The sequence below is a fragment of the Streptomyces sp. NPDC058619 genome (genome assembly GCF_042717785.1).
GTDB lineage: Bacteria > Actinomycetota > Actinomycetes > Streptomycetales > Streptomycetaceae > Streptomyces.
In genome coordinates this window covers 1-23,582 of the sequence record NZ_JBHXQN010000006.1, presented here as the reverse complement: position 1 = coordinate 23,582, position 23,582 = coordinate 1, and the positions used below count along the sequence as shown (strand labels likewise).

Sequence of the window (23,582 nt, the reverse complement as noted above, 5' to 3'; positions counted from 1 at the left end):
CCCGGTAGCCGTCCTGCGGCTCGACCGCGGCGGGAGCCTCGGGAACCGGTACGGCGGCGGGCACCTGCACCGGCCCCGCCACCGGGGCGGACGGCGCCGGCGGAGCCGGGGAAGCCGCCGGCAGGCCCGCGTCGTCCGACGGAGTCCTGGGGGCCGGCGGAGCGGTCCGCGCCGGCGGGGTCGGGGGCACGTCCGAAGGGCGGTGCGGCTCGAAGCCGCTCCCCTCGGGCAGGCCCGGCACCGAGGCGGCCGGAGCCGCGTCCTGCGTGTACCAGGCCGGCGGGGTGTAGTCGATGGTGAACTCGCCCGTCATCTCGGGCTCCGCGTCGGACTGATCGTCCGTCGGGACGTCCCACGTCCCGCCGCGCCTCTCGTTCCGATCGCCGCTCACTGGTCCTCCTGATCTGTTGCACACGGTCCGGCGTCCACCTCGACGCCGCGGCCGCGCCCAGCCTAATCGCGCCCCGACACGAGTGTCCGCCGCGCGTACCCGCCCCACCCGGCCGGGGTCCCTCCCGCCCGGACCGGAGCTAGTCGATCCGCCGCGCGCCGCCCAGCAGGCCCGTCTCCGCGTCCGTGCCCTGGGTCATCACGAACTGCCGGTCGCGCGGCGTGCACCACAGCGTCACCCCGTCGCCCAGCGTCGGCAGCGAATCCACCGCGGGCCGCGGCAGGTTCATCAGACGGCCGATCTGCTCCGCCTCGTCCGGCGACACCCGCTGCACGCCCGCCAGCGAGGACTGCTGGAGCAGCCGCGGGGCCGTCGGGCTCAGGTACGGCAGTAGCGTCAGCACCGACTGCCACGGCCCGGCCACCACCCGGCCGCGCGGCGGGCGCATCCCGCAGTCGCGGATCACCAGTACCGGACTGCCCGCCGAGGCGCCCTGCGGCGGAACCCGGCCCACCTCGTGCAGGGTCACGCACTGCTGTCCGCCGCCCGCCTCCCGGGCCAGTCCGGACCACACCTGGCCGCGTCCGGTCTCCACCGCCACCCGTGCGCCCGTGGCCGCCGCGCGCAGCGCCAGCACCTGCGCCGTCCAGAGACCGCCGATGAGCGTCACCTCGTACGGGGTCGGCCGGTTGATGCCGAGCACCGCCGGCCGCCCCTCGGCGTCCACGCCGATCACCACCCCGTCGTCGCCGACGGGCAGGGCCAGCGCGTCCAGGTCCGCGGCCGGCACCACGTGCCGGGCGCGACGCGGCCCGACCAGTCCGAAACCGCCCCTCATCGCGCCCCTCCCAGCGGCAGGGAAGCCAGCAGGCCCGGTACCTGTTCCCGGTCCAGGCGGACCAGCCCGGCCTCCACTCCCCGCGCAGTCCGCTCCAACTCCCGCCGTGCGGCCACCAGTTCCTCATCGCTACGTCCCGTCACCCGGACGTGTCCGGTGAGCGTCACGCCCTGCCGATCCGCCGGGGCCATCGTCAGGCTGAAGTTCGTCGCGAGCGCCGGAATCGAGGTGAGCAGCGCCACGAACTGCGGCAGCGCCGCCGCCCCGGTGCCGCCCAACCGCGGCCAGCGGCCGATCCAGTACGTGGTGTGCCGGCGGTCGTCGCAGCGCCAGGTCCGCGAGGTCTCCTCCGTGCGCCGCCCCGTACTGGCGGAACGGCCCGCCTGGGTGATCGCCATCGGGTTCGCGCACGAGGACGTGGCCAGCGCTGCCGTCAGCTCCTGCTCGGTCAGCACGGTGGCAGTGAACCCGGCCCCGGCCAGCCGGCTCGCCAGCTGGTCCGCCGCCCGCACCACGCACCGCTGCGCCCCCGGGAGCCCGCCACCGCGGGCGGTGACCGCCTCGGGGCACAGCTCCGGGTCGAACTTGAGCGCGATCCACGTCAGCCGGACCGCCGGAGTGCCCGTCCGGGCCTGCAGCGGGGCGTAGTTGCGGGTGGCCATCGACCGGGCCGGCAGGTGCGGCGCCGGCGCCGGCTGGGTGTGCTGCACCAGCTGCGCGGACTCCAGCCGGATCCCGTCCACTTCGAGGATGTCCCGTACGACGCCCAACGGCAGCGGCCGGGCCGCCCGTTCGGGGCGCAGCGCGGTGGCGTCCGTGTCCACCTGGACGACCGCGGTCAGGAAGGTCCCGTCGCCGATCATCCCGACCGGCCGCCGCTCGCGGTCGCTGAAGGTCAGCGTGCGCAGCGCCGGATCGGCCTCGACGAGCGGCGCCAGGCCCGGCTCGGTACCCGCGGGCAGGGCCAGGGACACGGCCCGGCGGCGGCGCGCGCGCAGGGCGAGCGCGCCGCCGATCCGCTCGGGCAGGGAGCGCTGGTGACGGCGTACGACGGCGAGCACGACCAGGACCAGCGCCGGCACACCGGCGGGAACCAGCAGCAGCGGTTCGACCACCCACGCCGCCAACAGGCCCGCGGCAGCGAGCTGGAGCAGGACGAGCTGTTGCAATCGGAACGGGCCGAAACGGCCGGGGCTCGACTCCGGATGCGGCGTCACCCCGCCGCGTGCGGGTGCGGCCGTGGCGGTCTGCGGTTGCGTCGCGGTGGCCATCACTCGCGCACCTCCCCTTTCCGGGGCAGCGCCCCGTGCATTCCGGCGCTGTGCGGCAGCCGCCGCGCGCCCCGGAACCTCCCCGATCCGCCCCGGCAAGCCCTGATCGAACCGCTCCGGAAGGCGCTGGACGGCAGCCCCACCCTACCCGGCCCCTCCACACGGTCCGTCAGGAGGCATAGTAGGAGCCCGGTCCGACCATCGAGGCCCGGGGACCGTAGTCACCGACCGGGACGTGCGGGGAGAATCAGGCAGTCATGGCATCACGACGTGATGAGCTCAACGCGTACACCTTTGCGAAGCGGCGCACGGTGGCCGCGTTCCTCCAGCCTTCCGCGACCGGGACCGAGGAGGGCGCCCCGCGCCCGCTGCGCGCGGTCGTTCCGGGGCTGGTCGTCGGCGCGCTCATCGTCGCCGGGTTCGGCGCCTGGGGCATGTTCAAACCGACCGCGCCCAAGGGCTGGGCCGAGCCCGGCACCCAGGTCATCGTCGGCAAGCAGTCGACGACCCGCTACGTGGTCCTGACGACCAAGGTCAACGGCAAGGACCGGCCCCGGCTGCACCCGGTGCTGAACCTCGCCTCCGCCCGGCTCCTGCTGGGCGGGTCGAAGTCCAAGGTGGTCCAGGTCGAGGACAAGGTCCTGGACCAGGGGAAGCCGCCGCGCGGCCCCATCATCGGCATCCCGTACGCCCCCGACCGGCTCCCCGCCAAGGAGGACGCCGGCCGGGCCAAGCGCTGGGCGGTCTGCCAGCAGCCCGGCGGCAACGGCCGCGGCGTGCAGACGGCCACCTTCGTCCTCGCCGACCGCGAGGCGCGCGTCCTCGACGACCAGCGCCGGGTCGGCGAGGCCCAGTCGCTGTACGTGCAGAGCACCGGGCCGGGCAAGGAGCGCTACCTGGTCGACGCGACGGGCACGAAGTACAAGTTCCCCGAGGGCACCGCGGCCGCCGGGACGATGACCACCGCCCTGGTCGGCACCGGCGCCACCCCGCAGCAGGTCACCGAGGAGTGGCTGGGGACCCTCGCCGCCGGTGACGACCTCGCCTTCCCGCAGCTGCCCGCCAAGGCCGGCGCCAACGCCGACGTCACGGGCCTGGCCACCGCGGACAACAAGGTCGGCATGGTGCTCACCGCCCAGACCGGCTCCGGCACGCAGTTCTACGTGGTCCTGCCCGGAAAGGTCGCCCCCGTCTCGGAGTTCGCCGCCTGGCTGCTGATCTCCGCGCCCGCGACCGACGGCCTCAACATGAACGGCAAGGCCCGCGAGATCGACCTCCAGGCCCTCGCCCCGGACGCCACCCCGTTCGCCGGGAACGTCCGGTGGCCGCAGCGCAAGGCGGAGCGCGTCAACCACACCGCACCCGCCGACGCCGCCCAGCCGAACGGCGCGGCCCACCGCGACACCGTGTGCACCGTGCTCCGCGCGGTAGACGGCCAGGGCAACCCGACCCTGAGCACCTGGGCCGGCGCCGCCTTCCCCATCGACATCACGGCCAGCGGCACCAGCGCGTACGTCACCCCGGGCTCGGGTCTGCTCTACACGCAGGTCCAGGGCAAGCAGACCACGGCCGGCGGCTCCCTCTTCCTGGTCACCGACACCGGCCTTCGGTACGCCGTCCAGGCAAACGGCGACAGCGACAGCGAGAAGTCGAAGATCGGCGCGCCGGAGCAGCAGGCCAAGGAGGGCGCGGACACCCGCCCCGAGGCCAGCCAGGCGCAGATCCGGCTCGGCTACGGCACCGTCGCCCCGGCCATGGTGCCCATCGCGTGGTCGGAGTTCCTCTCCAAGGGGCCGCGTCTGGACACCAACTCCGCCCGCCAGCCACAGGGTTCGTGAGGAAGCCGCCGATGCCCCGACCTCCGGTGTCCCCACCGCAGACCTCCCGGCCACCCGCGGCCCGCGTCAGCCCCATGAGCCCCGTGACCCCCGCGACCCGGTGCGCGCTCCTCGCCGTCTCCTTCGGCCTCGTCGCGCTGTCCGGCTCGGCGGCCGCCGCCGCGCCCGCCCCCGGCGCGGCCGCGCCGCAGCCCCCGTACGCCCTCGGCCTCGACGGGGCGGGCGAATGCACCTTCCCCATGAAGAAGCAGATCGAGGACCGCCCCTGGGCCCTCCAGCGGCTGCTCCTGGACGAGCTCTGGGCCCGGACCAAGGGCAAGGACGCGAAGGGCAACAGCATCCGCGTCGCCGTCATCGACACCGGAGTCGACCGGACGAACCCGCAGCTCAGCGGCGCCATCGACGTCAGCGCCGGCCGGGACTTCGTCGGGACCGGGGGAGCCGGCGCAGCACCCGGGGGCGACGGCAAGGCCGACGGGAAGGGCGACGGCAAACCCGCCGGCGACGGCACCAACGACACCGTCGGCCACGGCACGAAGGTCGCCGGGCTCATCGCCGCCCGCCCCCAGGCCGGCACCGGCTTCGTCGGCCTGGCCCCGGAGGCCACGATCATCCCGATCCGGCAGAACGACGGCCGCGGTCAGGGCAACGCCGCCTCCCTCGCCGCCGCGATCGACCACGCGGTCGCCAAGGGCGCCCAGGTCATCAACATCTCGCAGGACACCGACGTGCCGCTCTCGGCCGACTCCGCCCTCGGCACGGCGGTGCGCAAGGCCATCGACGCCAAGGTCGTCGTGGTCGCCTCGGCCGGCAACGACGGCATGAGCGGCGAGAAGCGCAGGACCTACCCGGCGGCCTTCCCCGGCGTGCTCGCCGTGGCCTCCTCGGACCGCAACAACGAGCGCGCCGCGTTCTCCCAGCCCGGCGACTTCATCGGCATCGCGGCACCCGGCGTCGACATGGTCTCCACCGTCCCCGGCTTCGGCCAGTGCATCGACAACGGCACCAGCTTCTCCGCTCCGTACGTCGCCGGGGTCGCCGCCCTGCTGCGCGCCGAGCACCCCGACTGGAGCGTCGAGCAGATCGTCTGGCAGATCCAGAACACCGCCGAGCGCGCCGTCAACGGCCGTGACGACTACGTCGGTTGGGGTGTCGTCGACCCGGTCCGCGCCCTCGGCCAGGACCACGAGCCGCCGAAGGCCCCGGTCCCGGACCCGGGCCCGCCACCGGCCGTCGCCCCGGAGGCGGCGGTGCTGCAGCTGGCCGAGACCCCGCAGGAGCGCGAGGAACGCCTCGGAACGTACGCTCTCGGGATCGGCGCGGTCCTGATCGCCGTCATCGCGGGCACCGCGACGGTCGTCCGGGATGCCCGGAACCGCCGTGGCCGTTTGCAGTGAACGGTCACGGTTCATCGACGGAACCGACCCACCGGTGTTGGGCAGGGCCGATGAACTGGCTAGAGTGACAACACGCTTCACGACTGTGATCGGGGGATTCGCGTGAAGCGGAGGGGGACGTCCGGAGCGCGTGGCTGAACACCGCGCCGGGGACTGTCCGCTCCGCCACGCGATCCGCCGGTTCTGCCGGCGAATTGAGAAGTGAGGAGCTTCGGATGAGCAACACTTTCGGACTTGCGGACGATCCCGTCGTCCAGGCGAAGAACAAGATCTCCGAAACGGGCGATGCCGTCACCACCCAGGCCCGCGAGCTGGCCGACATCCTGGCCACCGTGAGCGCCGGCTGGACCGGTGTGGGTGCCTCGGGGTTCATCAGCGCGCAGACGGTGGTCAACGAGGACCACGACCAGATCCGTCAGCTGCTGGGGATCCTGCACAACGCGGTCGCCCAGACCAAGAACCTGAGCAACGCGCAGGACGACGACGTGCGCACGGCGTTCAAGGCCGTCCAGTCCAGCGGCAACAGCTCCGGCCTCAACGGCATCTGACCGCTTCGTCCACCGAACAGCCCGCTCAGCCCGAAGGAGATGAACATGGCTGCCACCGACGGCCACACGAAGGTCCAGTACGAGAGCGTCCAGCAGATGGCCAACCGCATCCGCACGGTCTCCAAGAAGATCGTCGACGACCTGGCCGCCATGGACCAGGCCCTGAAGGTCGTCACGGACACCTGGGACGGTGAGGCGCACGCCGCCTACATCCAGCTCCAGAGCAAGTACAAGGGCAAGGCCGAGCACATGAAGTCCACGCTCGAGCAGGTCGCCCAGCTCATCGAGCGCGGCAAGGACGACTACCGCTCCACGGACCAGAAGGCCTCGCGCCTGTTCACCGAGGCCTTCTAGGCCGCGGCAGCGACGTCCGTACGTGCCGAAGGGGCGCGCCCGCACCGGGCGCGCCCCTTCGGCGTCGGCCGGCGCCGCGCGGGACGCCGGCCGCTCACGGCCGGTGCCGCTCCAGGTCGAACTCGCCGTCCCGGGCGCCCAGTACGAACGCCTCCCACTCGGCCGCCGTGTAGCGCAGCACCGTCTCGCGGTCCAGGGAGGAGCGCATCGCCACCGCGCCCCCGGGCAGCCGGGCGATCTCCACGCGCTCCTCGTCGGGGCTGGTCCCGGGCGGGCCCTCCCACTCGACGCCGCTGATGTCGAGCGCGTACAGCTCGTCCTTCTCCTGCTGGGTGCCCATGTGCGGCCCTTCCCTCGGTGGAGCGGTCTTCACCGCCGATTATCGGTGCCGCGCCGCCCGGCGGCGCGGCTTTCCCCCGATCGGTGCCTCACATCCCGGGCATCCGCCCCAGCTGCACCAGCGACGTGCCCCGCCGTCGCGAGGAGAAGTAGGCGCGGCCCGGCGGCATCGGACGCGGCCGCACGTTGCCCACGAGGTCGCCCTCGGACGGGTCGCCGGACAGGACGACGCCCTGCGCGCCCAGCTCCTTGATCCGCTGCATGAACGGCTCGTACATCGAGCGCGAGGCCCCCGCCGAGTTGCGGGCGATGATGAAGCGGACGCCCGTGTCCCGGGCGAAGGGCAGGAACTCCACCAGCGGGGCCAGCGGATTGCCCTGGCTCGTCGCCACCAGGTCGAAGTCGTCGATGATGATGAACACGTCCGGACCGGTCCACCAGCTGCGGTCGCGCAGCTGCTGCGGGGTGACGTCCGTCGGCGGCTGACGGCGGCTGAACACCCCGCCCAGCGCCTCCATGTGCATCTGCAGGGAGCTCGCCATCGGCGCGTACTCGAGCAGGTGCTCCTCAGGCAGCGCCCCGAGCAGGCTCCGCCGGTAGTCGCCCACGACCAGGCGCGCCTGGTCGGGCGTGTACCGCTCGGCGATCTGCCGGGCGATGAGCCGCAGCAGGTTCGTCTTGCCCGACTCGCTCTCCCCGAAGACCAGCAGGAACGGGTCGGACTCGAAGTCGACGAACACCGGCTCCAGTTCGGTCTCGTCGATGCCGATCGCGATCCCGCGGCCGGGGTGCTCGCCGCCCTTGGGCAGCTGGTCGCAGTGGAGCAGCCGCGGCAGCAGCCGGACGCCCGGAGCCGCCTGACCCGCCCAGTTCCGCTTCACCGCGTCCACGAAGGCGGCCGTGGCCTCCGAGAGGTCCCCCGCCTCGTGGGAGCCGTCGATCCGCGGCAGCGCGCCCAGGAAGTGCAGCTTCTCCGCCACCTGGCCGCGCCCCGGCATCCCCGCCGGGACGTTCGCCGCGACCTTGCGGTCGAACTCGGAGTCCATGACGTCGCCGAGCCGCAGCTCCAGCCGGCTGAGCATCTGGTCCTTCAACGCGGCCCGCACCTCCATGTACCGGGCCGCGGTGATCACCACGTGGATGCCGTAGCCCAGGCCGCGGGACGCGATGTCCGTGACGACCTGCTCCAGGCCGTCGTACTCGCCGCGGAAGTTGCCCCAGCCGTCGACGACGAGGAACACGTCGCCCCACGGCTCGCCGGGCAGCTCGCCCGCCGCCCGGCGGCGCCGGTAGGTGCCGATCGAGTCGATGTTGTTCGAGCGGAAGAACTCCTCGCGGCGGTTCAGGATGCCCCCGACCTCCGCGACCGTGCGCCGCACCCGCTCCGGGTCCAGGCGCGAGGCGATGCCGCCCACGTGCGGGAGCTCCGCCACCGACGACAGGCTGCCGCCGCCGAAGTCCAGCCCGTAGAACTGCACCTCGCGGGGGGTGTGCGTGAGCGCGAACGACGAGATCAGCGTCCGCATCAGCGTCGACTTGCCCGACTGCGGACCGCCGACCACCATCATGTGGCCCGCCGCACCGGAGAAGTCCCGGTACAGCACCTCGCGCCGCTGCTCGAACGGCTTGTCGATCAGGCCGAGCGGCACGACCAGCCCGCCGGGCCGCGTGTACCCCTCGGCGTGCAGCCCGCGCTCCGTGCTCGGGGCCAGCGCCGGCAGCAGCTGGTCCAGCGGCGGCGCCTGGTCGAGCGGCGGCAGCCACACCTGGTGCGCCGGGACGCCCTGCCCCTCCAGCCGGCCCACGATCACGTCCAGCACCGTGTCGGCCAGCGCGTCGTCCCCCCGGGAGGACTGCGCCGCCAGGTACGCCGGGTCCGGCGCCGCGTACACCACCGGCACCGGCGCCGCCGTGAACAGGGCGGGCCGCCGCTCCACCGGGAACAGCCCCACCGACAGGTCGGGCCCGCCCGAGCGGTAGGTGCCCGAGACGTACGCCGCCTTGAAGCGCGTCATCTCGTCCGTACCGAACTTCAGGTAGCCCGAACCGGGCACCGACGGCAGGTGGTAGGCGTCCGGCACCCCGATCGCCGTCCTCGACTCCGCCGCCGAGAAGGTCCGCAGACCGATCCGGTACGACAGGTACGTGTCGAGCCCGCGCAGTTTGCCCTCCTCCAGCCGCTGCGAGGCCAGCAGCAGGTGCACGCCCAGCGACCGGCCGATGCGGCCGATCTGGATGAACATGTCGATGAAGTCCGGCTTCGCCGTCAGCAGCTCGCTGAACTCGTCGATCACCAGCACCAGCGACGCGAGCGGCTCCAGCGGGGCGCCGGCCGCGCGCGCCTTCTCGTAGTCGTGGATGTTGGCGTAGTTGCCCGCCGAGCGCAGCAGCTCCTGCCGGCGCTGGAGCTCACCGCGGATCGAGTCGCCCATGCGGTCCACGAGCGTCAGGTCGTCCGCCAGGTTGGTGATGACCGCCGCCACGTGCGGCATCTGCCCCATGCCGGTGAAGGTCGCACCGCCCTTGAAGTCGGCGAGCACGAAGTTCAGCGTCTCCGAGGTGTGCGTCACCGCCAGCCCCAGCACCAGCGTGCGCAGCAGCTCCGACTTGCCCGAACCGGTGGCGCCCACGCACAGGCCGTGCGGGCCCATGCCCTCCTGGGCGGCCTCCTTCAGGTCCAGCATGACCGGACCGCCGTCCTCGCCGACCCCGATCGGCACGCGCAGCCGCTCGCCCGCCGACCGCGGCCGCCAGGTCCGCGCCACGTCCACCGCGGCCGCGTCGCCCAGGTTCAGCAGGTCCGTGAAGTCCAGGTTCGCCAGCAGCGGCTCGTCGTCGTCCCCGCCGCCCGTGCGCAGCGGCGCCAGCTGCCGGCCGAGGGCCTCCGCCGCGGGCAGCGACAGGGTGTCCGGCACGCCCTCGTACGCCACCCCCGCGCCCGACTCCAGACGCAGCCGCCCCGGCCGCACCACGACCGACAGCCCGCCCCGGGGCTCGTCCAGCTCGCCCGCGACCACCTCGACGATGGTGACGCCCTGCAACCCCTCGGCCGCCGCGAACACCGAGTCCGGCGGCACCGACCCGCCGTCCAGCAGCAGGACCAGGTGCGGCTGGTCCAGTACGGGGGACACCTCCCGGCTGAACCGCGGCCGCCCCTCCAGCCGGGAGGCCAGCAGCCCCTCCAGCTCGCCCAGGTCGTCGCCGAACAGCCGCTTCGTACCGGCCCCGTCGACCTGCCCCGGCACCTGCGCGTGCGGCAGCCATTTCGTCCAGTCCCACGCCGCCACCGCCCCCGGCGCCGCCACCACCGCCACCATCAGGTCCTCGGGGGAGTGGAGCGTCGCCAGCTGCGCCACCAGCGCGCGCGCCGTACCCCGCGCCGAGTCCGGCTCCCCGGACACCGTCACGTGGTAGAACGCCCGGATCGACACCGCCACCGGCAGCCCGTCCAGCGAGGAGTGCACCTTCAGGAAACGCTGCATCGCGCCCGCCGTCAGCGGCTCCAGCTCGTCGACCGGCGCCGTGTCCGGCGCCACCAGCGGAGTGGACAGCCGCTGCGCGCCCAGCCCCAGCCGGGCCTGCCCGAAGTCCCGGTCGCCGACCCGCCGTTCCCACAGCCGCGAACCCTCGGCCACCACCGACCACAGCTGTTCGGGCGCCGGGTGCAGGTACAGCTGCGCGTCGCGCTGCGCCCGCGCGGTCCGCCGCACCTGACGGCGCGTCTGCGACAGGTACTTGAGGTAGTCCCGGCGCACGTCCGCCATTTGCCCCTGCGTACCCCTGCGGAACCGGAGGATCTGCGCGACCACCATCGCGAGCGTCGACACCAGCATCAGGGCGCCCATGATCCTCATCATGGGCATCGCGCCCGGCATGAAGAAGAACACCGCGGACGAGCCCATGCCGAGCATCGGCAGGAGCTGCATCATCATGCCCTCCTGCTGCCCTCGCGGAAGCTCGGGCGGAGCCTCCAGCCTCAGCTCCTCCGACGGCACTTCGGCCGGCAGGGACCGTGGCGGGCGTTTGACGACGATCTGGCTCACCGGGGCATCAATCCCTTGAAAACGGACGGGACGTCGCGGCCGGCGCCCCCCAAGTCCCGGGCGTGCGGGGGGCTCCTCCGCCCGGGGTTACCTCCCGGCGTCGGCCGGGGGTGGTGATCCTACTTGCCGACAGTCCGCAATACGCCCGGTAGGGTGGCGCGCGCAGCATGCGCATCCGCGAATCGACCGCGGGCGCGGACGCCAACCAGGGGGGTCACACAGGTGAGTACGGCCGCAACGACGGGCTTCTGCAGGGTCACCGTCGTGGCCCCCGACAGCCGGATCGACGTCGCCCTCCCCGAGGACATCGCCGTCGCCGACGTCTACCCCGAGCTGCTGCGCCTCACCGGCCAGACGCAGCCCGTCGGCGCCCCCACCGGCTTCCACCTGGTCCGCCGGTCCGGCACCGTCCTCGACGGCGCCCGCACCCTCGCCGCCCAGCAGGTCCTCGACGGCGAGGTGTTGAGCCTGCGCCCCTTCGCCGAGTCCCTGCCGCCCGCCGTCTTCGACGACGTCTCCGACGCGGTGGCCTCCGCCGTCGTCCGCGACCGGCACCGCTGGAGCGACGACATGCTGCGCGGAGCGGGCCTGGCCGGCGCCGCGCTCCTGTTCACCATGCTCGGCTTCGTCCTCTGGTACGCAGACCCCGTCCGCCACGACATGCACGGCCTGGCCGGCGTCATCGCCGGCTCCACGGGCGTCCTGCTCACCGCCGTGGCCGGCGTCCGCGCCCGCGTCTACCGCGACCGCGGCTCCGCCGTCGCCCTCGGCCTCGCCGCCCTCCCGCACCTGCTGATCGCCGGCTCCGGCATCATCGCCCCCGCCGCCGGCCAGGGCCCCGGCCGCCTCCAGTTCCTGCTCGGCTGCGTCTGCGTACTGATCGCCTCCGTCGCCCTGGTCGCGCTCACCCCCAGCGGCGACGCCCCCTTCGTCGCGGCCACCTTCGTCGCCGCCACCGGAACCCTCGCCACCTTCGCGGCCATCGCCGCCGAGGCCTCCGCCACGTCCACCGCCGCCGTCTGCGCACCCGCGGCCATCGGCCTCGTCGCCTTCCTCCCCGGCCTCTCCGCCCGCTTCGCCCGGCTGCCGATCGGCTACGCCGCCCCGCAGGGCGCCGCCGAGTACGTCGAGTACAGCGACACCCCGGACCGCTACGAGACCGACCCGTACGGTGACCAGACCGGCTCCGACCCGCACGACCAGGCCGCCTCCCTCGATGCCGAGCAGATCGCCGCCCAGGCCCGCCGCGGCCACGAGATGCTGCTCGGCCTGGTCGCCGGCTGCGCCGCCGTCGCCGTCGGGGCGGCCGCCGTACTCGGCTTCTCCGACAACACCTGGGGCCGCCTGCTCGCGCTGGCCACCGGCCTCGCCATGCTGCTGCGCGCCCGCCTCTTCCGCTACACCTCCCAGGTGGTGTGCGCCCTGGCCGCGGGCCTCGCCGCCACCGCGCTGCTCATCCTGGGCCTGGCCCTGAACCCGCCGACCCTCCTCGCCGCCGACCTCACCGTCCGGACGCTCTGGCTCTCCGCCGCCGTGATCGCCGGCGCGGCCCTCCTCGCCGGAATTGCGCTGGTCATTCCCCGCAAGGGTCTGTCACCCTTCTGGGGGCGGCTCCTCGACCTCACCGAGGCCGCGGTCCTGCTCAGCCTTGTGCCGCTGGCCCTCGCGGTGCTCGACGTCTACTCCCGCGTCCGGTCGCTCACCAGCTGAGACGCCGGGATGCGGCAGCCTGGTACGCTGTGTGACGGCCGTTTGTGTACGCGTCCCCCGGACCCTTCACCAGGGATCTGTGGACTGCGCTCAGCGGACCCCGCCTCCCGAGTTACGGAAGCTCCCCAGAGATTCAGACCTGGGGCACTCGGTGGCAACGAAGACCTATCACGAGGAGTACGCGTGCCGCTTGACGCCGCTACGAAGAAGCAGATCATCACCGAGTTCGGTGCCAAGGAGGGCGACACCGGCTCCCCCGAGGTCCAGGTCGCGATGCTCTCGCGCCGTATCTCGGACCTGACCGAGCACCTCAAGACGCACAAGCACGACCACCACTCCCGTCGTGGTCTGCTGATCCTGGTCGGCCAGCGCCGCCGTCTGCTGCAGTACCTGGCCAAGAAGGACATCCAGCGCTTCCGCGCCCTGGTCGAGCGCCTCGGCATCCGCCGCGGTGCGGCCGGCGCCAAGTAACACGCCGTGAAGGGAGCGGTTCCCACATCCGGGGGCCGCTCCCTTTGCCGTACGTGCGCACCGGACCGGACCCTTTGTAGTCTGGACACGGACGCACGTGCACGTCCGAGGAAGACGCAGGACGTGCACAACTGAAGAGGAGGAGCGCCCTCCCTACGCCGCCGGTCCTCGGTAGTGGCACCCGGAAGGCCCCCACGGGCACCGAACCGGATGCTTCGATCGAAGACCGGCCCGCACGCCAGGAGCGCTTCTCCGCAACCGTCCACCGCCACACGGGCGGCGGACGGAGACGACGAAAATGGAGAAAACGCTAGTGGAGAACGAGACCCACTACGCCGAGGCCGTCATTGACAACGGTTCCTTCGGCACCCGCACCATCCGCTTCGAGACGGGCCGTCTGGCCCGCCAGGCCGCCGGCTCCGCCGTTGCCTACCTGGACGACGACACGATGGTGCTGTCCGCCACCACCGCGTCGAAGAAGCCCAAGGACCAGCTCGACTTCTTCCCCCTCACGGTGGACGTCGAGGAGCGGCAGTACGCGGCCGGCAAGATCCCCGGCTCCTTCTTCCGTCGCGAGGGCCGGCCCTCCGAGGACGCGATCCTCACCTGCCGCCTGATCGACCGCCCGCTGCGCCCCTCCTTCAAGAAGGGCCTGCGCAACGAGATCCAGGTCGTCGCCACGATCATGGCGCTCAACCCGGACCACCTGTACGACGTCGTCGCGATCAACGCCGCGTCCGCGTCCACCCAGCTCGCGGGCCTGCCCTTCTCCGGCCCGATCGGCGGCGTCCGCGTCGCGCTGATCCGCGGCCAGTGGGTGGCCTTCCCGACGCACACCGAGCTCGAGGACGCCGTCTTCGACATGGTCGTCGCCGGTCGCACCCTCGACGACGGCGACGTCGCGATCATGATGGTCGAGGCCGAGGCCACCGAGAAGACCATCGCGCTCGTCAAGGACGGCGCCGAGGCGCCGACCGAGGAGGTCGTGGCCGCCGGCCTCGACGCCGCGAAGCCGTTCATCAAGGCGCTCTGCAAGGCCCAGGCCGACCTCGCCGCCAAGGCCGCCAAGCCCGAGGGCGAGTTCCCGGTCTTCCTGGACTACCAGGACGACGTGTACGAGGCCCTCTCGGCCGCCGTCAAGGGCGACCTCACCCAGGCGCTGACCATCCCGGGCAAGCAGGACCGCGAGGCCGAGCTGGACCGCGTCAAGGAGATCGCCGCCGAGAAGCTCCTCCCGGCCTTCGAAGGCCGCGAGAAGGAGATCTCCGCCGCGTACCGCAGCCTGACCAAGGCCCTGGTCCGCGAGCGCGTCATCAAGGACAAGGTCCGCATCGACGGCCGCGGGATCACGGACATCCGTACCCTCGCCGCCGAGGTCGAGGCCATCCCGCGCGTGCACGGCTCGGCACTGTTCGAGCGTGGCGAGACCCAGATCCTGGGCGTCACCACCCTGAACATGCTCCGCATGGAGCAGCAGCTGGACACCCTCTCCCCGGTGACCCGCAAGCGCTACATGCACAACTACAACTTCCCGCCGTACTCCGTCGGCGAGACCGGCCGCGTGGGCTCGCCCAAGCGCCGCGAGATCGGCCACGGCGCGCTCGCCGAGCGCGCCATCGTGCCGGTCCTCCCGACCCGCGAGGAGTTCCCCTACGCGATCCGTCAGGTGTCCGAGGCCCTCGGCTCCAACGGTTCGACGTCCATGGGCTCGGTCTGCGCCTCCACCATGTCGCTGCTGAACGCCGGTGTGCCCCTCAAGGCCCCCGTCGCCGGCATCGCCATGGGCCTGATCTCGCAGGAGATCGACGGCAAGACCCACTACGTCGCCCTCACCGACATCCTCGGTGCGGAGGACGCGTTCGGCGACATGGACTTCAAGGTCGCCGGCACCAAGGAGTTCGTCACCGCGCTCCAGCTGGACACCAAGCTCGACGGCATCCCGGCCTCGGTCCTGGCCGCCGCCCTCAAGCAGGCCCGCGACGCCCGCCTCCACATCCTCGACGTGATGATGGAAGCGATCGACACGCCGGACGCGATGTCCCCCTTCGCCCCGCGGATCATCACGGTCAAGATCCCGGTCGACAAGATCGGCGAGGTCATCGGGCCCAAGGGCAAGATGATCAACCAGATCCAGGAGGACACCGGCGCCGAGATCACGATCGAGGACGACGGCACCATCTACATCGGTGCCTCCGACGGCCCGGCCGCCGAGGCCGCCCGCGCCACGATCAACGCGATCGCCAACCCGACCATGCCGGAGGTCGGCGAGCGCTACCTGGGTACGGTCGTCAAGACCACCACCTTCGGTGCCTTCGTCTCCCTGATGCCCGGCAAGGACGGTCTGCTGCACATCTCGCAGATCCGCAAGCTCGCCGGTGGCAAGCGCGTGGAGAACGTCGAGGACGTGCTCGCGGTCGGCACCAAGGTCCAGGTGGAGATCGCCGAGATCGACTCGCGCGGCAAGCTCTCCCTGATCCCCGTGATCGACGGCGAGGCCGCCGGCGACGACGACGCTGACAAGGACGACTCCGACAAGTGATGTCGCGTAGTTCCCGTGTGACGGCCCGCCCCTCTTCGGAGGGGCGGGCCGTCGCCCGTACCCAAACCCTGCTCAAGGGGAGCAACGGCATCGGCACCGTCCGGCGCACCGTGCTCCCCGGCGGACTGCGCATCGTCACCGAGACGCTGCCCGCCGTCCGCTCCGCCACCTTCGGCATCTGGGCCCACGTCGGCTCCCGTGACGAGACGCCGACGCTGAACGGCGCCACGCACTACCTGGAGCACCTCCTCTTCAAGGGCACCGAGAAGCGCAGCGCCCTGGACATCTCCGCCGCGATCGACGCGGTCGGCGGCGAGATGAACGCCTTCACGGCGAAGGAGTACACCTGCTACTACGCGCGGGTGCTCGACACGGACCTGCCGCTGGCCGTCGACGTCGTCTGCGACATGCTCACCGGCTCGCTGATCCGCGAGGAGGACGTCGTCGCCGAGCGCGGCGTCATCCTCGAAGAGATCGCGATGACCGAGGACGACCCGGGCGACGTGGTCCACGACCTGTTCGCGCAGACGATGTACGGGGACACCCCGCTGGGCCGCCCCGTCCTCGGCACCGTCGACACCATCAACGCGCTGGGCGCCGACCGCATCCGCCGCTTCTACAAGAAGCACTACGACCCGACGCACCTCGTCGTCGCGGCCGCCGGGAACGTCGACCACAATAAGCTGGTGCGCCAGGTCCGCGCGGCCTTCGAGAAGGCCGGCGCCCTCGGGCGCACCGACGCCGAGCCCATCGGCCCCCGCACCGGCACCCGGCGCATCCGCACCGCCGGCCGGGTGGAGCACGTCAACCGCAAGACCGAGCAGGCCCACGTCGTCCTCGGCATGCCGGGCCTCGCCCGCACCGACGAGCGCCGCTGGGCCCTGGGCGTACTGAACACCGCCCTCGGCGGCGGCATGTCCTCCCGTCTCTTCCAGGAGGTCAGGGAGAAGCGCGGCCTCGCCTACAGCGTGTACTCGTACACCTCGGGCTTCGCCGACACCGGCCTCTTCGGCGTGTACGCGGGCTGCCGGCCCGGCCAGGTCCACGACGTCCTGCGGATCTGCCGCGACGAGCTCGACAAGGTCGCCGCGGACGGGCTCAGCGACGAGGAGATCAAGCGGGCCGTCGGCCAGCTCTCCGGCTCCACCGTCCTCGGCCTTGAGGACACCGGCGCGATCATGAACCGCATCGGCAAGAGCGAGCTGTGCTGGGGCGACCAGATGTCGGTGGACGACATGCTGGCCCGGATCGCCGCCGTGACCCCGGACGACGTCCGCTCGGTAGCGCGGGACGTGCTGACCCAGCGGCCGTCGCTCGCGGTGATCGGCCCGCTGAAGGAGAAGCAGGCCGCCCGCCTCGACGAAGCGGTCGCCTAGTTCCGTACGCACACACCTCTGTGCCGACCTGTGAAGGACCCAAGATGAGCAAGCTGCGCGTGGCCGTCCTCGGCGCCCGGGGCCGTATCGGCGCCGAGGCGGTCAAGGCGGTCGAGGCCGCCGACGACATGGAGCTGGTGGCCGCACTCGGCCGCGGCGACAAGCTTCAGACGCTGGTCGAGGCCGGCGCCCAGGTCGCCGTCGAACTGACCACCCCGGCCTCGGTGATGGAGAACCTGGAGTTCCTCGTCCGCCACGGCATCCACGGCGTGGTCGGAACCACCGGCTGGACCGAGGAGCGCCTCGCCCGGCTGAACACCTGGCTCGCCGGATCGCCGGGGACCGGGGTGCTCATCGCCCCGAACTTCTCCATCGGCGCCGTCCTCACCATGAGGTTCGCCGCGCAGGCGGCGCGCTACTTCGAGTCCGTCGAGGTCGTCGAGCTGCACCACCCGAACAAGGCCGACGCCCCCTCCGGCACGGCCACCCGCACGGCGCAGCTCATCGCCGCCGCCCGCGCCGAGGCCGGTCTCGGCGCGCAGCCCGACGCCACGGCCACGGCCCTCGACGGCGCCCGCGGCGCCGACGTGGACGGAGTTCCGGTGCACGCCATCCGCCTGCGCGGTCTGCTGGCCCACCAGGAGGTGCTCCTCGGAGGCGAGGGCGAGACGCTGACCATCCGCCACGACTCGCTGCACCACAGCAGCTTCATGCCGGGCATCCTGCTCGGCGCACGCCGCGTCACGGCGACCCCGGGCCTCACATTCGGCCTGGAACACTTCCTCGACCTGGGCTGACGGCACCACTATGCGCGCGAAGATCACGTACTTCCTCACGGCCGCCGTCCTGGTGGTCTACTTCGTCCTGGCCGGCGGCCGGGGCCTGATGCTGATCCGGCACGGCACCTGGCTCACCGTCACCTTCGGGGTGGCCGTGCTGATCCTGCCGGTCATCGGCGTGTGGTTCCTCTGGAAGAACACGCAGTTCGTCACCCGGGCCAACCAGCTCGCGACCGAGCTGGAGGCCGAGGGCGGCCTGCCCGTGGACGAGCTGGAGCGGGACGGGTACGGGCGGATCCTGCGGGACTCCGCCGACGAGGTCTTCGCGCGCCGCAAGGCCGAGACCGAGGACCGGCCGGGGGACTGGCGCAGCTGGTTCCGCCTGGCCGTCGCCTACCACGACGCCCGCGACACCCCGCGGGCCCGCAAGGCCATGCAGCGGGCGATCGCCCTGCACGGCGGAAGGCCCGTACAGGGCTGATCCCGCACGGGCCTTCCGTACGCCGCTGCCGGCGCGGCTCAGGCGGGCACGGGCCGGTACTCGTCGGCCCACGCCCCGAGCGCGTCGGCGGCCCGGTCGAAGGCCTCCGCCCGGGACAGGAAGTCGGCGTTGTGGTCGGTCAGCAGCACCGGCAGCTCCGCACCGCCGCGCCCGGCCACCGTCAGGGCCTGGCCCTGCACGGTCCGCGGCAGCCCGAGCCAGCGCACCGGCTGCTGCACCGTACGGAACTCGGCGACCTCGCTCCACGCGATCGTGCGGGTCCCGAAGAAACCGATCCGGCGCAGCCCCGTACGGCTCACCCACACGCCCGTACGCAGCAGGCGCAGCGCCGAGCCGACCACGCAGAGCGCGGCGGCCAGGCAGACGGTCGCCCCGCCCCAGGTACCGGCGAAGGCGACGATCATCGTGGCCAGCAGCATGAAGGCGGAGAGCAGGAGCAGCAGCGCGGCGAGGGCCACCCGCCAGGGACCGGGCCGGTAGGGCCGCCGCCAGCGGTCGTGGTCGGCGTGGGGGAGTACGTCGTCGCTCTCCTCGTCCGCGTCGAACACGCCGTCGGCCGTCAGGAAGGGCAGGGGCACGGCTGTACCTCACTCACATGCACGTTCGGTTGGGCTGTGCCCGTGAGGCTACCGCCCCTCGGACGCCTCCGACTGCTGCGACTTCTCGGGTGCTTTGCTCGGCTGCAGTGCGGGCATACCGAAGAGCAGCGAGCCGGCGAGCCCTGCCACCACGGTCAGCCCGACCAGACTACGGGCGGCCATCTGGGTCTTGCTCAGACTCTCGCGCGGCGGCGGAGTGACATTGCTGCGGAATCGGTCGGCCTCGGCGACGAAGGCGAACGGGACGGGTTCGCGCCGGCGGAACATGGGAGCGACTCTCCTCGCTATCGGGCCCCGGGACGGGGCGACGGGTGGATGCGCGTACTACCCGTTAAGACGTCCGGAGCGCCCGATCGGTGCCGGAATCCGGCACATCAACCAAACTTCATGGCGCCGCGTCAGTTCGTCCGGGTGCCCAACCGGCCCGCGTGCGCGTGCGCGGCGCGCCGCGGTCGGCGACGTAGAGTGGGCGCGCCCCAGGACGCACGTTTGGAAGGACCCCGGTGAGCGACACCGCCGTTTCAGATCTGAAACCCAGCTTCCGCAGCGATGTGACGGTGGAGCTGGTGAAGCACTCCGCCGCCGACTCCGACGTGCTGTGGGCTGCCCGGGTCTCCACGGCCGGCGAGCAGTCCCTGGAGGAGCTGCACAAGGACCCGGAGCGCTCCAAGGGCCTGATCAACTACCTGATGCGCGACCGCCACGGCAGCCCCTTCGAGCACAACTCGATGACCTTCTTCATCAGCGCCCCGATCTTCGTGTTCCGCGAGTTCATGCGCCACCGCGTGGGCTGGTCCTACAACGAGGAGTCGGGCCGCTACAGGAACCTGGAGCCCGTCTTCTACGTCCCGGACGCCGAGCGCAAGCTCGTCCAGGAGGGCCGCCCGGGCAAGTACGTGTTCGTCGAGGGCACCGAGGCGCAGCAGGAGCTCACCGGCCGCGTCATGGAGGACTCCTACCTGCAGGCCTACCAGGCGTACCAGGAGATGCTCGACGCGGGCGTGGCCCGGGAGGTTGCCCGTTCGGTCCTGCCGGTCGGTCTTTTCTCCTCGATGTACGCCACGTGCAACGCGCGCTCGCTGATGCACTTCCTCGGTCTCCGTACGCAGCACGAGCTGGCGACCGTGCCGTCCTTCCCGCAGCGGGAGATCGAGATGGTCGGAGAGAAGATGGAGCAGCACTGGGCGCAGCTCATGCCGCTCACGTACTCGGCCTTCAACGGCAACGGACGCGTTGCCCCGTAAGGGCCGGTACACCCGCGGCGTACACATGTACGGACTCAAGTCCCAAGTGTCCGTATTGCGGCGTTTCGGAAAGTTCATCTAGGCTGATCAAACGGACCCGGCACTGCCTGAACCCCCGAGCAGGCAGTGCCGGCGTCCAACACCCCGTTGACGTCCCCCGAGGGGACACCGCGGGTATGGCAGCGAGTAGCGTGTTACCCATGGCTCCGATCTCGACTCCGCAGACCCCCTTCGGGCGGGTCCTCACCGCCATGATCTCGCCGTTCACGGCGGATGGCGCACTCGACCTCGACGGCGCGCAGCAGCTCGCCGTCCACCTGGTCGACGCAGGCAACGACGGCCTGATCGTCAACGGCACCACCGGTGAGTCGCCGACCACCACCGACGCGGAGAAAAACGACCTCGTACGAGCCGTCCTCGAAGCCGTCGGAGACCGCGCCCACGTGGTCGCCGGCATCGGTACGAACGACACCCGGCACACCCTGGAGCTGGCCCGCGAGGCCGCGCGCACGGGCGCACACGGCCTCCTCGCCGTCACCCCGTACTACAGCAAGCCGCCGCAGGAGGGCCTCTACCGGCACTTCACGGCGATCGCCGACGCGACCGACCTGCCGGTCATGCTCTACGACATCCCCGGCCGCAGCGGTGTCCCCATCGACACCGAAACCCTGGTCCGGCTCGGCGAGCACCCCCGCATCGTGGCCAACAAGGACGCCAAGGGCGACCTGGGCCTCGCCAGCTGGGCCATCGCGCGCAGCGGCCTGGCCTGGTACTCGGGCGACGACATGCTGAACCTCCCCCTCCTGTCCATCGGCGGGGTCGGCTTCGTGTCCGTGGTCAGCCACGTCGTCACCCCCGAGCTGCGCGCCATGCTGGAGGCGCACCTGGGCGGAGACGTCCAGAAGGCCGCCGAGATCCACCAGAAGCTGCTCCCGGTCTTCACCGGCATGTTCCGCACCCAGGGCGTGATGACCACCAAGGCCGCGCTGAGCCTCCAGGGCCTGCCCGCCGGTCCGCTGCGCCTCCCGCTGGTCGGGCTGACCGCCGAAGAGACGGCACGGCTGCGGCTCGACCTCGCCGCCGGCGGGGTACAGCTCTGACAACAGACTTCACAACTGAATAAGCACGACCCCACCAGACAACAGCAAGTGCACGAATGACATGCGCGCCACGTGCCTTCCGAGGTACGTGGCGCGTGTGGTGAGGAGAGACTTTTGAGCCATCCGCATCCTGAACTCGGTCTGCCGCCGAAGCTCCCGAAGGGCGCCCTCCGGGTCACCCCCCTGGGCGGGCTCGGCGAGATCGGTCGCAACATGACCGTCTTCGAGTTCGACGGCCGTCTGCTGATCGTCGACTGCGGCGTCCTCTTCCCCGAGGAGGAGCAGCCGGGCATCGACCTGATCCTTCCGGACTTCTCGTCCATCAGGGACCGCCTCGACGACATCGAGGGCATCGTGCTCACGCACGGGCACGAGGACCACATCGGCGCCGTCCCCTACCTCCTCCGGGAGAAGCCGGACATCCCGCTGATCGGCTCCAAGCTGACGCTGGCCCTCATCGAGGCGAAGCTCCAGGAGCACCGCATCCGCCCCTACACCCTTGAGGTGAAGGAGGGCGAGCGCGAGAACCTCGGTCCCTTCGACTGCGAGTTCATCGCCGTCAACCACTCCATCCCGGACGCCCTGGCGGTCGCGATCCGGACCCCCGCGGGCCTGGTCGTCGCCACCGGCGACTTCAAGATGGACCAGCTCCCGCTGGACAATCGCCTCACCGACCTGCACGCGTTCGCGCGCCTGAGCGAAGAGGGCATCGACCTCCTCCTCTCGGACTCCACGAACGCCGAGGTCCCGGGCTTCGTCCCGCCCGAGCGCGAGATCTCGAACGTCCTGCGCACGGTCTTCGCGAACGCCCACAGCCGGATCATCGTGGCCAGCTTCGCCAGCCACGTGCACCGCATCCAGCAGATCCTGGACGCCGCCCACGAGTACGGTCGCAGGGTCGCCTTCGTCGGCCGTTCGATGGTCCGCAACATGGGCATCGCGCGCGACCTCGGCTACCTCAAGGTCCCGCCGGGCCTCGTCGTGGACGTCAAGACCCTCGACGACCTGCCGGCCCACGAGGTCGTCCTGGTCTGCACGGGTTCCCAGGGCGAGCCGATGGCGGCCCTGTCCCGCATGGCCAACCGCGACCACCAGATCCGGATCGTCCCCGGCGACACGGTGATCCTGGCGTCGTCCCTGATCCCGGGCAACGAGAACGCGGTCTACCGCGTGATCAACGGCCTGACCCGCTGGGGCGCCAACGTCGTGCACAAGGGCAACGCCAAGGTGCACGTCTCCGGCCACGCCTCCGCCGGCGAGCTGCTGTACTTCTACAACATCTGCAAGCCGCGGAACCTGATGCCGGTCCACGGCGAATGGCGCCACCTGCGTGCCAACGCCGAGCTCGGCGCCCTGACGGGCGTCCCGAAGGACCGCATCGTCATCGCGGAGGACGGCGTCGTCGTCGACCTCATCGACGGCAAGGCCCGCATCTCGGGCAAGGTCCAGGCCGGCTACGTGTACGTGGACGGCCTCTCGGTCGGCGACGTCACCGAGGCCTCACTCAAGGACCGCCGGATCCTCGGCGACGAGGGCATCATCTCGGTGTACGTCGTGGTGGACAGCACCACGGGCAAGGTCGTCAGCGGCCCGAACATCCAGGCCCGCGGCTCCGGCATCGACGACGCGGCCTTCGGCCCGGTCGTCGCGAAGATCGAGGAGGCGATCGCCCGCGCCGCCTCCGACGGCGTGGCGGAGCCCCACCAGATCCAGCAGCTCATCCGCCGCAGCATGGGCAAGTGGGTGTCGGACAGCTACCGCCGCCGGCCGATGATCCTCCCGGTCGTCGTCGAGGTCTGACCTCCGCCGTAGCGACCGCACGGGAGCGGGGCCCCCGGATTTGCATCCGGGGGCCCCGCTCCAGTAGGTTTACGTCTCCACCCCGCACGGCACCCGGGCACAGACATGTGCCCCGGACGCCCGCGGGCGGGTGGGATCAACTACTCGGGGATACCTGATAAAGTCTGGTCCACCCGAAAGGGAAAGGCCCTCCGAAGGCCATCGGAATTCAAAATCCAGTCGACCGTGACGCGGAAATGAATCTGATATAGTCGGAATCGCCGGAAAGGAAAGCGCGAAAGCGAATACCTGGAAAGCGCCGAGGAAGTCGGACACGAAAGAGTCTGATAGAGTCGGAAACGTAAGAACAGCAAGAACAGAACGAAAGCCCGGAGGAAAGCCCGAGAGGGTGAGTACAAAGGAAGCGTCCGTTCCTTGAGAACTCAACAGCGTGCCAAAAATCA

At 71.7% G+C, this 23,582-nt stretch carries 20 protein-coding genes; 13 read left to right on the top strand and 7 right to left on the bottom strand.

Going from position 1 to position 23,582, the window contains the following annotated elements; genetic code table 11:
• From ACFWTC_RS08260 to eccE, 3 genes are all read right to left on the bottom strand, one after another.
• Positions 1–391, bottom strand: a 391-nt coding sequence (locus tag ACFWTC_RS08260) for an SCO5717 family growth-regulating ATPase (protein ID WP_384074113.1), incomplete at its 3' end; no start/stop codon positions are given.
• Positions 392–530: 139 nt separating this feature from the next.
• Positions 531–1,229 (bottom strand): hypothetical protein, encoded by a 699-nt coding sequence (locus tag ACFWTC_RS08255; protein WP_383919157.1) that lies wholly within the window; start codon positions 1,227–1,229, stop codon positions 531–533.
• A complete protein-coding gene (gene eccE / locus ACFWTC_RS08250) occupies positions 1,226–2,500 on the bottom strand; it encodes a type VII secretion protein EccE (protein ID WP_384027278.1) in 1,275 nt (424 codons plus the stop codon). Before eccE ends, ACFWTC_RS08255 begins: the two co-directional genes overlap by 4 nt.
• Before the next feature lie 257 nt (positions 2,501–2,757).
• On the opposite strand from eccE, the gene eccB reads away from it, so the two are divergent.
• The 4 genes from eccB (at position 2,758) to ACFWTC_RS08230 (ending at position 6,637) form a co-directional block, all read left to right on the top strand.
• Entirely contained in the window at positions 2,758–4,338 is a 1,581-nt protein-coding gene (gene eccB, locus ACFWTC_RS08245; protein WP_384027277.1) for a type VII secretion protein EccB, read from the top strand.
• Between the two features lie 74 nt (positions 4,339–4,412).
• Positions 4,413–5,735: a type VII secretion-associated serine protease mycosin gene (gene mycP, locus ACFWTC_RS08240; protein ID WP_383919150.1), complete on the top strand. Its 1,323-nt coding sequence runs from the start codon at positions 4,413–4,415 to the stop codon at positions 5,733–5,735.
• Between the two features lie 215 nt (positions 5,736–5,950).
• On the top strand, positions 5,951–6,283 hold the full coding sequence (locus ACFWTC_RS08235) for a hypothetical protein (protein ID WP_383919147.1): 333 nt from the start codon (positions 5,951–5,953) through the stop codon (positions 6,281–6,283).
• Between the two features lie 45 nt (positions 6,284–6,328).
• A complete protein-coding gene (locus tag ACFWTC_RS08230) occupies positions 6,329–6,637 on the top strand; it encodes a WXG100 family type VII secretion target (protein WP_383919144.1) in 309 nt (102 codons plus the stop codon).
• A 94-nt stretch (positions 6,638–6,731) separates the two neighbouring features.
• Here ACFWTC_RS08230 and ACFWTC_RS08225 read toward each other — a convergent pair whose 3' ends face one another.
• Both ACFWTC_RS08225 and eccCa read right to left on the bottom strand, forming a co-directional pair.
• On the bottom strand, positions 6,732–6,977 hold the full coding sequence (locus ACFWTC_RS08225; protein WP_383919141.1) for a DUF397 domain-containing protein: 246 nt from the start codon (positions 6,975–6,977) through the stop codon (positions 6,732–6,734).
• An 88-nt stretch (positions 6,978–7,065) separates the two neighbouring features.
• On the bottom strand, positions 7,066–11,019 hold the full coding sequence (gene eccCa, locus ACFWTC_RS08220) for a type VII secretion protein EccCa (protein WP_384027275.1): 3,954 nt from the start codon (positions 11,017–11,019) through the stop codon (positions 7,066–7,068).
• Between the two features lie 222 nt (positions 11,020–11,241).
• Here eccCa and eccD point away from each other — a divergent pair, with 222 nt between their 5' ends.
• The 6 genes from eccD to ACFWTC_RS08190 all read left to right on the top strand — a co-directional run bounded on the left by eccD (position 11,242) and on the right by ACFWTC_RS08190 (position 18,375).
• Entirely contained in the window at positions 11,242–12,729 is a 1,488-nt protein-coding gene (gene eccD / locus ACFWTC_RS08215) for a type VII secretion integral membrane protein EccD (protein WP_384027273.1), read from the top strand.
• A 183-nt stretch (positions 12,730–12,912) separates the two neighbouring features.
• Complete coding sequence (gene rpsO / locus ACFWTC_RS08210; protein ID WP_030718724.1) at positions 12,913–13,200, top strand: 30S ribosomal protein S15; 288 nt, start codon at positions 12,913–12,915, stop codon at positions 13,198–13,200.
• A 313-nt stretch (positions 13,201–13,513) separates the two neighbouring features.
• Positions 13,514–15,739 (top strand): polyribonucleotide nucleotidyltransferase, encoded by a 2,226-nt coding sequence (locus ACFWTC_RS08205; protein ID WP_383919320.1) that lies wholly within the window; start codon positions 13,514–13,516, stop codon positions 15,737–15,739.
• On the top strand, positions 15,736–17,115 hold the full coding sequence (locus tag ACFWTC_RS08200; protein WP_384027271.1) for a M16 family metallopeptidase: 1,380 nt from the start codon (positions 15,736–15,738) through the stop codon (positions 17,113–17,115). The genes ACFWTC_RS08205 and ACFWTC_RS08200 overlap by 4 nt, the downstream gene beginning before the upstream one ends.
• 44 nt (positions 17,116–17,159) lie before the next feature.
• A complete protein-coding gene (gene dapB / locus ACFWTC_RS08195; protein ID WP_384027269.1) occupies positions 17,160–17,912 on the top strand; it encodes a 4-hydroxy-tetrahydrodipicolinate reductase in 753 nt (250 codons plus the stop codon).
• 10 nt (positions 17,913–17,922) lie between these two features.
• Positions 17,923–18,375: a hypothetical protein gene (locus ACFWTC_RS08190; RefSeq protein ID WP_383919127.1), complete on the top strand. Its 453-nt coding sequence runs from the start codon at positions 17,923–17,925 to the stop codon at positions 18,373–18,375.
• A gap of 38 nt (positions 18,376–18,413) precedes the next feature.
• Here ACFWTC_RS08190 and ACFWTC_RS08185 read toward each other — a convergent pair whose 3' ends face one another.
• Both ACFWTC_RS08185 and ACFWTC_RS08180 read right to left on the bottom strand, forming a co-directional pair.
• Positions 18,414–18,974 (bottom strand): hypothetical protein, encoded by a 561-nt coding sequence (locus tag ACFWTC_RS08185; RefSeq protein ID WP_383919125.1) that lies wholly within the window; start codon positions 18,972–18,974, stop codon positions 18,414–18,416.
• A 48-nt stretch (positions 18,975–19,022) separates the two neighbouring features.
• Positions 19,023–19,262 (bottom strand): hypothetical protein, encoded by a 240-nt coding sequence (locus ACFWTC_RS08180; RefSeq protein ID WP_351270243.1) that lies wholly within the window; start codon positions 19,260–19,262, stop codon positions 19,023–19,025.
• 236 nt (positions 19,263–19,498) lie between these two features.
• Between ACFWTC_RS08180 and thyX the strand changes: the two genes are divergently transcribed.
• From thyX to ACFWTC_RS08165, 3 genes are all read left to right on the top strand, one after another.
• Positions 19,499–20,239, top strand: a complete 741-nt coding sequence (gene thyX, locus ACFWTC_RS08175; protein WP_383919121.1) for an FAD-dependent thymidylate synthase — start codon at positions 19,499–19,501, stop codon at positions 20,237–20,239.
• A gap of 200 nt (positions 20,240–20,439) precedes the next feature.
• On the top strand, positions 20,440–21,339 hold the full coding sequence (dapA, locus tag ACFWTC_RS08170; RefSeq protein WP_383919119.1) for a 4-hydroxy-tetrahydrodipicolinate synthase: 900 nt from the start codon (positions 20,440–20,442) through the stop codon (positions 21,337–21,339).
• A 114-nt stretch (positions 21,340–21,453) separates the two neighbouring features.
• A complete protein-coding gene (locus tag ACFWTC_RS08165; RefSeq protein WP_383919116.1) occupies positions 21,454–23,139 on the top strand; it encodes a ribonuclease J in 1,686 nt (561 codons plus the stop codon).
• Positions 23,140–23,582 lie beyond the last annotated feature (443 nt).